This window comes from Bacillus sp. X1(2014) (assembly GCF_007678255.1).
Map to the genome: position 1 here is coordinate 627799 of NZ_VEED01000001.1, position 14868 is coordinate 642666.

Below are 14868 nucleotides of genomic sequence, written 5' to 3' on the forward strand. Positions count from 1 at the left end.
TCCCACCTATTTTCTAAAATAAATTGTTGTTGAAAGAGATATTGGGCCTGCATCATTTGAAGTGAGTGTCAATGATATTTTTTCCGCATTTTTATCTAAGATAAATTCTTTAATGTTAGCTACCAAGGGTTGACTATCTTTTAACAGAGTTTTATTGCCATCAAATTTGTAAACGATCGTAGTATTATTTTCTGTTTTTATTTGAAATTCAGTGTTTGGTATAGTAACAATTACATTCTCAGGACCACTTTTTGCACTTCTAATGTCTTTTGTAATCATATTGAGAGCAAGTCTAATATCAGATTGGCTCTGAATCTCAATTTTTTGATTCCTTGATTGATTCTGCCCAAATAATTGTACTGATGCAACAAGTAAGATTACAATTGATAATAGTGAGAGGACTGCCAATAATTCGATTAATGTAACACCTTTATTATATTTAGTCATTAATAATCCACCTGTTATTGTTTCCAAGATATTAACATTTCCATTTGGGCTTCTAGTCTTTTTGAACTAGTCTCATTGTTGTATACTTTTACAGTTACTTTAACCAGGGGAGCCTCTTTAGGTACTAACTTTACCAAAATAAAATGACCCTTTGTGTTATTAATTTTTTTATAAAAGTATCCAGACGATTTATCGTAATCAGTTATTTTATCGAGATCAGTTATTGTTAATTTATCATAACCACTTATAGTTAAATTGCTCATAAAAGTTGTGGAAGATGAAAAAGTTGTAGAAACCACAAAATTCCTGATTTCTTCCATACTATTTTCAGCTAAATACGTTGTATTTACAATATTCTTTGAAGTATTATTTGTTCGAGAAGATTGAATAAGCATAGTTAATAATGTCACTATAATAATGGAAAGAATTATAATTGAAACTAAAATTTCTATCAGAGTCATCCCTCTTTGAGAAGAGAAATAGGAAGAAACTTTCTTCATGTATTAAATCACCCTTTAAATGTTACCGAATGTAGAATTCTATTAATTTATCAATAAACGACATTTTTTGTATAGGTTTTACAATTTAATACAATTTAATGCAATTTTAGTTTATCAGTAAGAAATCTACTTTTCAATAGAAATGAAGACCAGTATTAAATTATTTAAATATAAAAAAGTGACCCCCTTTTTCAAGAAATTAACTCAAGGGTCACTTCATTCTTATTACAAAATTCAAAATCAACACGTCGAATACTCCGCAACCCGATTCCGCCCTGCCCGCTTCGCCCCAACATAAAGTGCTCGATCAGCATGCCGAATCAACGCTAGAGAATCTTCCGCATCCTCTGGCGCTGTTGCCACTCCAATCGAGGCGGTTATCATTACCTTCTGCTGCATTTTGTCTAAATCCAAGGACTGTTTGAGTGTAAATGGCCAATTGGCGATCATTTGCCTTATTTGTTCTGCAATTAGGTAGGCCTCTTCCTTTGATGTATCAGGTAAAAGGACGACAAATTCCTCTCCTCCATAACGAGCGACGGTTCCACGTGTATGCCCAATAAGCTTTGTTAGTCTGCTGGCAAGCTCAAACAGAATTTCATTTCCGCTTTGGTGGCCATACGTATCATTGACTTGTTTAAAATGGTCAATATCAAGAATTATTAGCGATAATTTCCGACGTTCGAACTGGGTTAATTTTTCAAATTCTTCAGTTAGAAGGTTCTCAAAATAACGATAATTATACAATTTCGTTAACGAGCAGCGTTCACTTTGCATTTTTGTCATCTCATAATGCTTAGCATTTTCAATGGCAACCGCAAAGTGGGAACAAAGGATATCGATGATCATCAACTGGAATTTTTCAAATGCCCGCTTTCGCTTGGAAGCAAGTACTAAAACCCCAAGAACTTTTTTGCTTCGAACGATTGGTACACCTAGAACACTTTCGGCATCATCGGGTAGATGACCGTTCGAATAGTTCCGCCATTCTTTCCTTGCTTTAAATAAGAATGTTTTCTGCTCGGCCCACACCATTCCGATTATTCCTTGGTTTTTCTTGACAGGCGGGAAATGATTAGACATGCCCTCTTTGACCCCGCGAACCACTTGAAGTTCATCATTCTTGGTTACTTCCAAGATATAGGCATAATCAACGGGCAGCATTTCACTAACCTTTTGAATCAACAAATCAACCACATCATCAACCTTTAAACGCTCGGCCAGCTGATGACCAATCTCCGCAGTCTTTTGTAAATATTCATTGATTTTTTCACTAGAATAATAAAGTCTGAAAATCATAGATAAACTGACAAAAGGAATCCCCACAAACAACAGAGCTAAACTGCCGACTTGATTATAAAGGATATACAGCACAAACCCAATCGGGAAGGTAATGAAAGTAGTTATAGTCTCTACAATGAAATCTTTTCCAAAATAGGATTCTTTGCTTTTGTAAATAAAATAAAGATTGAAAGAGACAATGATTTGATTCATAGCATAACTTACTACCGCATATAACATGGCTATCCATAAGTAATTAGAGTTTTCTGTAAAATTCGGGCCTATCTCTCCACCAAGCCAGTGGTAGACCAGGCCGCTGGTCAAGGAAACGAGGAAAAACATATTCAAGTTAAGCGGTAATCGGAATAATTCACCTTTGCGGAGGATCCGTAACTTTAGTAGTAAAACAAGAACGGCTATTTGAGCAAAAATGATTTCAACAAATAAGCCAAATCTTAAAAAGGTAGCAAGCGCCACCCATTGAATTAAGAAAATAAACATATTATTTATGACAATGGGCATCGTTGCAACCACACAGGTTAACAGCAAAAAGGCAAAGACATCCAACCAGTGCCCGGAGATATGTGGAGGATAAGTCTGATAGGTGAACCAAGTTCCAGCAGGGACCATTAAAATCCAAGTCAGAAAAATCGAATTCTTGATGTATGGTTTAACCTTCATGCTTATCCTCCTCTCTTGTTTTATATTGATAAAATTATTTTACCATCGGAAAAATTTCTTGTCATAAAGAAATTTTCTTATTTTTCAAAAACTGACATAAAAATGGTTTTACTTCTGAAATAAAATAAAGTGATCCTGTTATGACTAATATGCTATTGTTATCAGGTGATTTTATTTCCTCTGAAAGATACGAACCCCAGTCATCTACGGCAAGTTTGTTGGCTGAATGGCTGATTTTCAGTAATTCCTCTGCTTTCGCCGCACGCGGAAAATCAAAGCTAACAAAAGTAATTTGTGTAGCAATGCTATCTAGTTTCCCAATCATCTCGTCCAGCTTTTTATCCGTTAACGCAGCAAAGACAATCTGGATATTGCGATTTGGATATCGAGTTGATAGTTCGTGTGTAAGAGCCGTAATCCCTTCTTCATTATGGGCCCCGTCAATGATGACTAATGGACTTTCTGACAGCATTTCAAATCTGCCTGGCCAATACGCCTTCTTTAATCCTCCTCGAATCGCTTGTTCAGTTAGGATAAACTCGCCCTTTTGATGTAAAAATTGGGCGGCTATCACAGCAAGTACGGCATTTTCCGTTTGATGCTGGCCCATCATACTGATTTCCAGCTGATCGAGGGCTTGAAATGGTGTAACAACGTTAAAGACTTCTCCCTTAACTAAGGATTTATGGCCGTTAATCGTAAATTCTTGATCTAGGCGATAAACTGGTGCTTCTTTCTTTTGAGCTTGTTCCTCGATGACCTTGAGCGCGCCGGAGTGTTTAACAGCTGTAAAAAGGGCTGTATTATTTTTAATAATTCCCGCTTTTTCAAAAGCAATTTCCTCGTATGTAGACCCAAGGATATTGGTGTGATCTAGACCGATGTTGGTAATGATGGAAGCTAACGGTTGAATAATGTTGGTTGAATCAAAGCGACCGCCTAACCCCACTTCAAAAATAACGATGTCAACCTTGTTCAAGCTTGCGAAATAATGAAACGCCATGGCGGTAATCACTTCAAACTCCGTTGGGCCGCCTAGGTCCGTTGCTTCTAATTCGTCCGCTAACGGGCGGATGATATTTGTTAGCTGAAGCAATTCCGCATCGCTAATTGCTTTGCCGTTAACACTAATTCGTTCGTTAAACTGTTCAATATAGGGCGAGGTAAAGGTACCGACCGTATATCCCCCTGCTTCAAGAATTGAACGAAGATAGGTAACTGTAGACCCTTTTCCATTGGTACCGCCAATATGAATGGTCTTCATTTTTGTTTCCGGATGGCCAAGTCTGTCCATCATCCATTCCATCCGCTTTAAACCTGGTTTGATGCCCAGTCTTAACCTTGCATGGATCCATTCTAGGGCTTCTTTATATGTAGTAAACATCCGTGACACCCCATCTTTTTGTATGTGTAATAAGATGAGACGACTCCATTGCTGGACTCGCCTCACCATTTAGTTTACCCTCTTAATTCTTTAATTCGAGCTTCCACAATCGCTCTCTTCTCACGATAATCACTTTCTTTTGCCCTCTCTTCAGCTACAACACTTTCAGGGGCTTTTTTCATGAAACCTTCATTGCTTAGTTTCTTCTGAACTCGTTCTACTTCTTTATTTAAGCGGTCGTATTCTTTTTCGAGACGAGCAATTTCTTCGTCAATGTTGATCAAGCCTGCCAGTGGCAGGATGATTTCAACGCCAGTAATAACAGCTGTCATGGCTTTTTCTGGTGTTTCAAGCTCCACACCCATTTGCAATTCTTCAGGATTACAGAAACGTTCAATATAACTGCGGTTATTCTCAAGCGATTTAAGAACTGTTTCATCCTTCGCTTTTACAAGCATTTTGATTTTCTTACTCATAGGCGTGTTAACTTCAGCACGAATATTCCGTACAGAACGAATCATTTCCATGAGCAATTTCATTTCTTGTGCTGCTTGGTCATCAGAAAGAGCTGGATTTACTTCAGGCCACTTCGCTGTCGTAATTGACTCTCCTTGATGTGGAAGGTTTTGCCAAATTTCCTCGGTGATAAATGGCATGAATGGATGTAACAAACGCATCGTTTGATCCAATACATGAGCTAGAATCGAACGAGTTGTTTTCTTTGCCGTTTCATCTTCACCATATAATGGCAATTTCGCCATTTCAATATACCAATCACAGAAGTCATCCCAAATGAAGTTGTATAGAGCACGGCCAACTTCCCCGAATTCATAGCGGTCAGAAAGTCGTGTCACATGTTCAATCGTTTCATTTAAGCGTGTTAAGATCCACTTGTCGGCAACAGATTTTTCGCCGCTGAAATCAATTTCATCATAGGTCATGCCATCCATATTCATTAACGCAAAGCGGGAAGCATTCCAAATTTTATTGGCAAAGTTCCAAGTGGACTCTACTTTTTCGAAGCTGAAGCGTAAATCCTGCCCTGGAGAACTTCCTGTTGAAAGGAAATATCTTAGCGCATCAGCACCGTATTTTTCAATCACATCCATTGGGTCTACGCCGTTTCCAAGTGATTTACTCATTTTACGACCTTGCTCATCACGAACGAGACCATGGATGAGTACATCTTTAAATGGACGCTCCCCAGTAAACTCGATGCTTTGGAAAATCATTCGGGATACCCAGAAGAAGATAATATCATAGCCAGTCACTAACACATCGGTTGGGAAGTAACGCTTGAAATCGGCTGATTCAGTATTCGGCCAGCCCATTGTAGAGAACGGCCATAATGCCGAACTGAACCAAGTATCTAGAACGTCTTTATCCTGTTCCCAGTTCTCCGCATCTGCAGGTGCTTCGGTTCCAACATAAACTTCACCTGTTTGCTTATGGTACCAAGCCGGGATTCGGTGACCCCACCAAAGCTGTCTTGAAATACACCAGTCACGGATATTTTCCATCCAGCGCAGGTAAGTTTTTTCGAAGCGGTCTGGAACAAAGTTTACTTTCGCTTCTTTATCTTGCAGGGCAATCGCTTCATCTGCGAGTGGCTGCATTTTAACAAACCATTGTGTAGAAAGATATGGTTCAACCACAGCACCGCTTCGCTCGGAGTGACCCACGGAATGCGGATGCTCTTCAATTTTGAAAAGAACACCTTGTTCCTGCAGGTCTTTCACGATTTGCTTGCGGCATTCGAAACGATCTAAACCTTTATATTTACCGGCTTTATCATTCATCGAGCCATCTTCATTCATAACAAGAATACGTTCTAAGTTATGACGATTACCAAGTTCAAAGTCATTCGGGTCATGGGCAGGTGTAATTTTAACCGCTCCAGATCCGAATTCCATATCGACATAATCATCAGCAACAATTGGAATTTCGCGGCCAACGATTGGCAGAATGACGTTTTTACCAATAAGGTGCTTGTAACGGTCATCTTCAGGATGAACGGCAACAGCAGTATCGCCAAGCATCGTTTCTGGACGGGTTGTCGCTACCTCGATATGTCCTGAACCATCAGCAAGCGGATAGCTCATATGATAAAATGCACCTTGAACATCTTTATAAATAACTTCGATATCTGATAGAGCTGTTTTAGTGGATGGATCCCAGTTAATAATATATTCTCCGCGGTAAATGAGACCTTTTTTATAAAGAGTAACAAACACTTCTTTAACGGCATCTGATAAGCCTTCATCAAGTGTGAACCGTTCACGGCTGTAATCTAAGCCTAATCCTAGTTTTGACCACTGCTGACGGATATGAGAAGCATACTCTTCCTTCCACTTCCAGGTTTCCTCAACGAATTTTTCTCTGCCTAAATCGTAGCGGCTTTTACCTTCGTTACGAAGTTTTTCTTCTACCTTTGCTTGGGTAGCAATTCCCGCATGGTCCATCCCCGGTAACCAAAGAACATCATACCCCTGCATCCGTTTCATACGGGTTACGATATCTTGTAAAGTTGTATCCCAGGCATGGCCTAAATGAAGTTTCCCCGTTACGTTTGGCGGTGGGATGACAACCGTGTATGGCTGCTTACTTTCATCATCTTTTGCTTCGAAAAATTTACCTTGCAGCCACCATTCATAACGACCTTTTTCAATCGTTTGTGGATCGTATTTAGTAGGCATTGTTAGTTCCTTTGTTTCCATGTTTGTTCCTCCTTTGATTCCTTTTCAACATAAAAAACCCCATCGTCATAAAAGGACGAATGGAGTTTGCTTCGCGGTACCACCTTTTTTCCAATCAAAAAAACTGATTGGCACTTATGTAGATAACGGATTTAGTCCGTCTTCAACTAATAGGATGCTTTAGGATCCGTTCGCAGAAGAAGCTCGTGGGCGACCTTCCGACTGTCTGCTTAGGAAATCTTTCAGCTATTGATTTCCCTCTCTATAAAGCAGGTTTGCATCGTACTCTTCCCTGTCGTTGCTTATTAATTAAATTATATTGTTATACTACCGAAAAAAAGGGTTTGACGTCAATAATGATAACCACTTTTTTTATTTTTTATACTATATGCTTCTTTTTTGGAGAATTCTCCGCTCTTGTGGAATATACATAAAGAAAATAAAAAGGGGGGGTTTTTGGTGAAGAGAAATTTGAATAAGTTTAAATACCAACCCTGGTTTCGGACTTGTCGGAGGGTTGCAGCGCAATTAGTTATTCCGTTTGTGGTCTTCCAATTTATTCGAACATTGATCATTCCTACATTCTTCGATATCGTGTTATTAACTTTATTTGTCGCAATTGCTGTGTCAATTTATTTTGAAATCGTTTAAGGAGCCCTTGTAGCAAGGTTACTGCTGCTGGGCTCCTTCTTTTGCTGCTGCCTGCGCATCAATCTCGGTCATTCTCATGACAACATACTCTGAATTTTTCAAATGCCAGTAGCGGTGCTGCAGCTGGCGTACATATTTTAACTCATTTTTGGGACGCTGCTTACGATAGTAACTTTCTGCCACTTGGATGATTGGAATCGGGAGCGCTAAATAGCTGTAGAATAATAATTTTTCGTCGGCTCTAAATGGAAAGTATTTAAAATAATGATATACCCAATCGACGGCCGTATCACTTCGCTTTGGATTAGTGTTTAAGGCTCTTGATAAATATGGAAGAAGGTCATGGATCGGTGAGCCATAGTGAGCATTCTCAAAGTTTATAAAAAATCCATACCCTTTATCATCATATAAAAAATGCTCAGGTGACAATTTTCCGTGCGTGATCACCATACGCGCCTTTTCATTGTCTTTCGTTTTTTCATACCATTCTTCAAATTTCGTTTTTGAGAATTTCAGCGCTTGGCTGATTTCATTGTAGTAGAGGCAATATAGCAATTCGAACGGCGACATGTAGGTCTTTTTTTCACATTCGTCGATGAAACCATCGAGAAATTCCTGTTGTTTTTCATGCTGTTGAAGAGTCTTTTCATAGTGCTCGGTTCTTTCTTCTTTATTCATGGTAATTTCTTTGGCGGATAGTGTATGAAGGCGTGCTAGTTCACGAAAGAGCTGATGATTTCTATGCTCACGGTCTTCCTTTTGTTCATTTGACATCCATGGCATTAAGTAATAAAGATTATTTTCATGTAAAACTGCATACCTGCCGTCCATGGTAGGATAAATCGGAACGATGCGGTTAAATCCTTTTTGGTAAAGAAGATGGACATGGCGAATGAAATCTGTCCCAGTCGACGGGTCAATTTTTTTTAAAGCAAAGGTTCCTTTATTTGAATAAACCTTGAGGACGGTGCCAAAATCCTCTACAAATTGAGGTTCAATAAGATATTGTTTTAAGATCGGTGCAAGTGTGGCTAGATGATTGGGGTTATTCATGAAAACTCAACTCTCTTTCCAATGGAAAAGCATAATCGCCGCTTGGTGGACGATATTTCTTCATGAAAAGAAGGTGAGCAGGTCAAAAAACCCGCTCATCTCTTTTAGTTATTTTTTTGCAAAGCTGCTAGGAATATATAATACTTGACCTTCATATACATCTTGATTGATTTCAAGATTGTTGACACGCAGAAGGTTTTGTACGGATACATCATAGCGATCTGCTACGCTGCTCACGGTATCTCCCTTTTGGACGATGCAAATCTTAACTCTTGCTTGATCCGCATTATCATCCTTTCGAGCAAAGAACTCTGTTAACGTCATGCTTTTCTTTTTGGCCGCTTTTTTCTTTTTAGTATTCTTCGGTGGTGCTTCCTCCGGTGACGAAGAGCTTTCTTCTACCTGATGACTGACTTCCTCTTCAACATGCTCTGTTGGTTGTGGCGCAGCTTCCAAAACGGCCCCTTGCTCTTGTTGTGGCTGGGTTCCTTCACTTCTGGCTTCCTGGAAATACCACGCTGGCTGGCTCTCTTCACTTTTAACTTCTTCTATGTCCCATGATGAATGGTACCCTTCATTTCTTACTTCTAGTAATTCCTCTGTAGGTTGGTTTTCTTGATTTCTGGCCTCTTGCAACTCCCATGATGGTTGGTCCTCTTCAATTCTTGTTTCCTGTAAATCCCATGTAGGTTCGTTTTCCTCTTCTTCAATTTCTTCCTGCGGTTGGTAATTGAAGGTCGGAAATTTAGGTAAGACGTCTACACTCTCTTCTTCTTGCGGTTTTCTTGCCTCTGCTTCAAATAAGAAGTTATCTTGGTAGCTGCTTTGAACTGTTTCCAATTCAACTTCTACTTCTTCTACATCTTCATATTCAGGTTCAGCACGATGGACGACCTCAATCTCAGTAGCCTCTTCCTGCGGTTGTTGTTGTTCGGTGGCATATAAGCCGCTAATTGTTAGTTCTGCTGCCAGCTTCAAGCAGCTGCGTTCAGGAATCGAATAGTCAAACGATTCAACGAGAACATCAATATCGTAAATACTCTGAATCCGATTATTTGGGATGGTAATGTCGACAGGGAATCGGTGCGAAAATTCACAGGTTCCTTCCTCCCGGTTATCGACCCTTTCCACAAACTTTTGAGATGTTACACCTTCTTCTTCATTTTCACTGTTAGTTTCGTAACTTTTATATTCGCCTGTGAGTTCGAGCGAACCTCTTATGGTTACGTACTGGTCGTTTTCCTGGATGGTAATGTCCGGGTCTAAAGAGATGGAAATAAGCTCTTCGACTTCCTGTCCTTTTCTAAACCACAAAGACTCCTCCAAGGAAAAGCGTAGGCACGATTGGTTCTCTTGGGACAAAGCGACTCCTCCTTTCGTTTCCTTCACGCAAAATCACTATGTCACTTACACTCTATGACCCAAGGGGATTTTTTATGATAAAAAGTGTTGTTTTGAGTGGAAAAGAAACGTAGTTTTCGTGTTTAGAGATTTGGATGAGGTTTTTATGTTTTGTGGGAGGCAGGGATTTCGCCGAATTGAGTGGTGATTTCGCCGGATCACTTGATTATTTCGCCAAACTAGGACTTTATTTCGCCAACTTTGATCATTATTTCGCCAAAACTTCAATTTATTTCGCCAATAGGCTTTTTAGTTACCTATTTTAATGACTGCTCAAACCTCGATCTCTGTATGATCTGGGGTACTGCCTTTACTAGGATGGGGGATCTAGCCAAGTTCAGTGGAGATTTCGCCGGATCACTTGATTATTTCGCCAAACTAGGACTTTATTTCGCCATCTATGATCTTTTTTTCGCCTAAACTCTAAACTATTTCGCTAAACAGTTTTTTAGTTACCTATTTTAATGACTGCCCAGGCCTCGATCTCTGTTTGATCTGGGGTACTGCCTTTACTAGGAGGGGGGATTTCGCCAAGTTGAGTAGGGATTTCGCCGGTTTACGAGATTATCTCGCCTAACCGGGACTTTATTTCGCCAACTTTGACAATTATTTCTACAAAACTCCAATCTATTCCGTCAAACCCAATTTTCAAACTGCTTCTTCAAAAGCCAGTCCCCAGACTGGCCCAACAAATTAAGCTTCTAACCATACAAAAAACACCCACCAAACCAGGTGGGTGCCAAAAAATAGTTTATTTAAGTTTCGAGAAGGCAATCTCCGCTGCACGGATAGTTTTTTCGATATCCTCATCGGAGTGCTCTGTTGATAAGAACAAGCCTTCAAATTGTGATGGCGGTAAGAAGATTCCTTGAAGTGCCATCTCACGATAATATGCTGCGAAGAATTCCAAATTGGATGATTTCGCTACATCATAATTAATGACAGCTTCATTAGTAAAGAAGAAGCCAATCATTGAACCTGCACGGTTAAATGTGATTGGAACATCATATTTTTCAGCAGCTGCCTTGAAGCCTTTTTCCAATAAATCACCCTTACGGATAAATTCCGCATAATGCTCTGGCGTTAATTGACTTAATGTTTCATAACCTGCTGTCATCGCAAGTGGGTTACCAGAAAGGGTGCCCGCTTGATAAATTGGACCGCTTGGGGCAATCTGCTTCATGATTTCTGCTTTACCACCGTACGCTCCAACCGGAAGTCCGCCCCCGATTACTTTACCAAGACATGTGATATCAGGAGTGATATTAAAATAGCCTTGAGCACAGTTATAACCCACACGGAAGCCTGTCATAACTTCATCAAAAATTAGCAATGAGCCGTTCGCTGACGTTATCTCACGTAAACCTTCTAAGAATCCGGGAAGCGGCGGAACCAGCCCCATGTTCCCAGCAACAGGCTCAACAATGATACAAGCAATATCCTCACCGTATTGTTCAAACGCATATCTTACGCCTTCAAGGTCATTATAAGCGACTGTGATGGTGTTTGAGGCTACCCCTTCAGGTACACCCGGGCTGTCTGGTAAACCAAGTGTAGCCACCCCAGAACCAGCCTTAATCAACAAGGAATCCCCATGGCCGTGGTAACATCCTTCAAATTTCAAAATCTTGTTACGGCCTGTATATCCTCTAGCTAAGCGAAGCGCGCTCATTGTCGCCTCTGTTCCTGATGATACCATGCGAATGACTTCGATGGATGGGACACGTTCAATCACAAGATTAGCTAGTTTATTCTCCATTAATGTCGGTGCACCGAAACTTGTTCCAAGTTCAGCGACCTTTTTTAAGCCTTCAACCACTCGGTCATTCGTATGACCAAGGATGAGCGGTCCCCATGAAAGGACGTAGTCAATATATTCATTGCCATCAATATCATAAATTTTTGAACCCTTGCCTCGTTCCATGAAAATCGGGTCCATATTTACTGATTTAAAAGCACGAACCGGACTATTTACTCCGCCAGGCATAATAGCTTGGGCTTCTTTAAATGCTTCTATCGACTTTGTATACGAACGCATACCGTTCCCTCTTTTCGAATTATTGGTCTTCTCTTAACCAGCGAACCGCATCTTTTGCAGCATAGGTGATGATCAAGTCTGCACCCGCACGTTTCATGCCCATTAACATTTCAAGTACGGTGTTTTTTTCATCAATCCAGCCGTTTTGTGCTGCCGCTTTAACCATTGCATATTCTCCGCTTACATTATAAATAACAATCGGTAAATTAAAGGTATTTTTCATATCACGGACGATGTCTAGGTACGGCATACCTGGTTTCACGATTAGGAAGTCTGCCCCTTCAGCGACATCCGATTCTGCTTCTCTAAATGCCTCCATCCGGTTCGCCGGATCCATTTGATAGGTCTTACGGTCACCAAATTGCGGTGCACCCTCAGCTGCTTCACGGAATGGACCGTAGAACGCTGATGCATATTTCACTGCATAAGACATAATAGGAATCTCAGTAAAGCCTGCTTCATCCAACCCAGCACGAATAGCGGCAACAAAGCCGTCCATCATGTTAGATGGGGCAATAATGTCTGCCCCTGCTTCTGCCTGAGCAATAGCCGTTTTTACAAGCAATTCAAGAGATTGATCGTTAAGAATCTTCTCCCCTTCAACCACTCCACAATGCCCGTGGCTTGTATATTCGCAAAGACATGTATCAGCAACGACAATAATTTCAGGGAATTTTTCTTTAATAAACCGAGTAGCTACCTGAACGATCCCATGGTCATGATAGGCTTGCTCACCGCATGCGTCTTTCGTTTTCGGAATGCCGAATAGTAAAACTGACTTAATTCCGTGTGCTACGATATCTTCCATTTCTGCTTCCAGGTGGTCCATCGAAACTTGGTAAACACCAGGCATGGATGATACTTCATTGCGGATATTTTCGCCTTCATAAATAAAAAGTGGATAAATGAAGTCCTCTGCTTTGAGGTGATTTTCACGAACAAGTGAACGCATGCTCGCACTCGAGCGTAAGCGGCGATGACGTTTAAATTGAAGTTCCATTGATTATTCCTCCGTCTCTATATAAGCAATCATACTATTAATCATTTCTTTTACGGTATACTCTTTTGGTGACGCATGAACCGTTAATCCATAGTCATGTAATTTTTTCTCGGTAATGGGACCAATACAGCCAATAAGGCAGTTACCAAGCTGTTTATCCAATCCATACTCTTTAACGACATCCATTAAATGATCAACCGTTGAAGGGCTTGTAAAGGTAAGTATATCAATATGTTGATTCGCTAGCATCCGAGCCAACCTATCTCGACTTTCATCCGGCAGGTATGTCTCATAAATGACAACCTCATCCACTTGAGCCCCCCGTTCCGTTAAGGATCTCGCGATATACTCTCGGGCAAGATTTCCTTTCGGAAGCAGCACCCGAGCATCCCTATCCAATAATGGGCTAAATTCTTCCACAAACGTTTCTGCCACATAAGCAGACGGAACAAACTCAGGTGAGAATCCCATTGCTTCCAAAACCTCTGCTGTCTTTTTTCCAATCACAGCGATTCTCGGAAACGATTGATCCGTCTCTTTCTTTTTAAAAAAAGAAAAGAAGGTTTCAACTGTGACATTGCTAGTAAAAATAATCCAGTCATATGTATCAAGTGCCATCATTGCATCATGAAGGCGTTGATTTTTTTCAATCGGCCGAAAGGCAATAAGAGGGATTTCGATTGCAATCCCTCCGTACCTTTCAACAAGTTGTGAAAAGGATTTTGCTTGACCTTCGCCTCTAGGTACAAGAACAGTCTTATCAAGCAAAGGTAACGTTTGGGTCATTGACCTTCAAGCTCCCGTTTTACCTTTTCAATCAGGTCCTTACCACCCTTTTGAATTAAAAGGTCAGCAGCCTGAACTCCAAGCTCTTCTGGGTTATGTCCTCTCACTTCTTCTTTAATGATTTCATGTCCTTCTGGTGAAGCTACTAACACATTTAGGACGATTTCATCATTTTCAGCCACGTAGGCGAAGCCGGCAATTGGTACCTGACACCCACCCTCCATTTTTTGAAGGAAGGCACGCTCGGCACGAACGGCTCTTTCTGTTTTCTTACAAGTGAATTTTTCAAATAGTTCTAGAAGTTCTTTATCATCTTCACGGCACTCGATCGATAATGCGCCTTGACCCACCGCTGGAATACATAGGTCAGCATCCAAAAATTCAGTAACTACATCTGAAGTCCAGCCAAGGCGGGAAAGGCCTGCAGCTGCTAGAATAATCGCATCGTATTCTTCCGTTTCTAATTTTGCTAATCTTGTATCTACGTTACCACGAATCCATTTAATCTCTAAATCTGGACGCGCCACTAATAACTGAGCACTGCGGCGCAGACTGCTTGTCCCGATAATTGCACCAGGTTTTAAATCTTTTAACTTTACATGTCCTCTGGAGATTAGTGCATCACGGTGATCCTCACGGAATGGGATACAGCCAATTGTCAGTCCTTCTGGTAAAACAGCTGGCATGTCTTTCATACTATGCACGGCCATATCAATCTCTTTATCAAGCATAGCCTGCTCGATTTCTTTTACAAATAATCCTTTACCGCCAACTTTTGAAAGAGTAACGTTAAGAATTTGATCCCCTTTTGTAACGATTTCTTTCACTTCAAATTCGAAACGAGGGTCCAATTTCTTCAATTGATCCATCACCCAATTTGTTTGTGTTAAAGCCAGTTTGCTTCGTCTAGAACCTACAATGATTTTTCTCATGAATGTGCCTCCTGAGGT

At 40.5% G+C, this 14868-nt stretch carries 12 protein-coding genes and 1 other annotated feature; of the genes, 1 reads left to right on the forward strand and 11 read right to left on the reverse strand.

Going from position 1 to position 14868, the window contains the following annotated elements:
• Nucleotides 1–6: 6 nt before the first annotated feature.
• From FS608_RS03340 to FS608_RS03360, 5 genes are all read right to left on the reverse strand, one after another.
• Nucleotides 7–447, reverse strand: coding sequence for a prepilin-type N-terminal cleavage/methylation domain-containing protein (locus FS608_RS03340; RefSeq protein ID WP_144547834.1), 441 nt, complete (start codon nucleotides 445–447; stop codon nucleotides 7–9).
• A gap of 14 nt (nucleotides 448–461) precedes the next feature.
• Nucleotides 462–947, reverse strand: coding sequence for a prepilin-type N-terminal cleavage/methylation domain-containing protein (locus FS608_RS03345; RefSeq protein ID WP_144547835.1), 486 nt, complete (start codon nucleotides 945–947; stop codon nucleotides 462–464).
• Between the two features lie 240 nt (nucleotides 948–1187).
• A complete protein-coding gene (locus tag FS608_RS03350; RefSeq protein WP_144547836.1) occupies nucleotides 1188–2909 on the reverse strand; it encodes a sensor domain-containing diguanylate cyclase in 1722 nt (573 codons plus the stop codon).
• Between the two features lie 61 nt (nucleotides 2910–2970).
• On the reverse strand, nucleotides 2971–4293 hold the full coding sequence (locus FS608_RS03355) for a bifunctional folylpolyglutamate synthase/dihydrofolate synthase (protein WP_144547974.1): 1323 nt from the start codon (nucleotides 4291–4293) through the stop codon (nucleotides 2971–2973).
• Nucleotides 4294–4367: 74 nt separating this feature from the next.
• Nucleotides 4368–7010 (reverse strand): valine--tRNA ligase, encoded by a 2643-nt coding sequence (locus FS608_RS03360; RefSeq protein ID WP_144547837.1) that lies wholly within the window; start codon nucleotides 7008–7010, stop codon nucleotides 4368–4370.
• 48 nt (nucleotides 7011–7058) lie between these two features.
• Nucleotides 7059–7297: a binding site (T-box leader), on the reverse strand.
• 151 nt (nucleotides 7298–7448) lie between these two features.
• On the opposite strand from FS608_RS03360, the gene FS608_RS03365 reads away from it, so the two are divergent.
• Nucleotides 7449–7640 (forward strand): hypothetical protein, encoded by a 192-nt coding sequence (locus FS608_RS03365; protein WP_144547838.1) that lies wholly within the window; start codon nucleotides 7449–7451, stop codon nucleotides 7638–7640.
• 18 nt (nucleotides 7641–7658) lie between these two features.
• Here the strand turns inward: FS608_RS03365 and ysxE are convergent, their stop codons facing one another.
• The 6 genes from ysxE to hemC all read right to left on the reverse strand — a co-directional run bounded on the left by ysxE (nucleotide 7659) and on the right by hemC (nucleotide 14850).
• Nucleotides 7659–8693 (reverse strand): spore coat protein YsxE, encoded by a 1035-nt coding sequence (gene ysxE, locus FS608_RS03370; protein ID WP_144547839.1) that lies wholly within the window; start codon nucleotides 8691–8693, stop codon nucleotides 7659–7661.
• A 108-nt stretch (nucleotides 8694–8801) separates the two neighbouring features.
• Complete coding sequence (spoVID, locus tag FS608_RS03375) at nucleotides 8802–10082, reverse strand: stage VI sporulation protein D (protein WP_260871562.1); 1281 nt, start codon at nucleotides 10080–10082, stop codon at nucleotides 8802–8804.
• Nucleotides 10083–10845: 763 nt separating this feature from the next.
• The gene (hemL, locus tag FS608_RS03380; protein ID WP_144547841.1) at nucleotides 10846–12132 is read right to left on the reverse strand and encodes a glutamate-1-semialdehyde 2,1-aminomutase; all 1287 of its coding nucleotides are present in this window, start codon (nucleotides 12130–12132) and stop codon (nucleotides 10846–10848) included.
• 19 nt (nucleotides 12133–12151) lie between these two features.
• Nucleotides 12152–13132 (reverse strand): porphobilinogen synthase, encoded by a 981-nt coding sequence (gene hemB, locus FS608_RS03385; RefSeq protein WP_026563410.1) that lies wholly within the window; start codon nucleotides 13130–13132, stop codon nucleotides 12152–12154.
• Between the two features lie 3 nt (nucleotides 13133–13135).
• Complete coding sequence (locus tag FS608_RS03390) at nucleotides 13136–13918, reverse strand: uroporphyrinogen-III synthase (protein WP_144547842.1); 783 nt, start codon at nucleotides 13916–13918, stop codon at nucleotides 13136–13138.
• Nucleotides 13915–14850 carry a hydroxymethylbilane synthase gene (gene hemC, locus FS608_RS03395; protein ID WP_144547843.1) on the reverse strand — a complete coding sequence of 312 codons (936 nt, stop codon included), beginning with the start codon at nucleotides 14848–14850 and terminating at the stop codon, nucleotides 13915–13917. The genes FS608_RS03390 and hemC overlap by 4 nt, the downstream gene beginning before the upstream one ends.
• Nucleotides 14851–14868 lie beyond the last annotated feature (18 nt).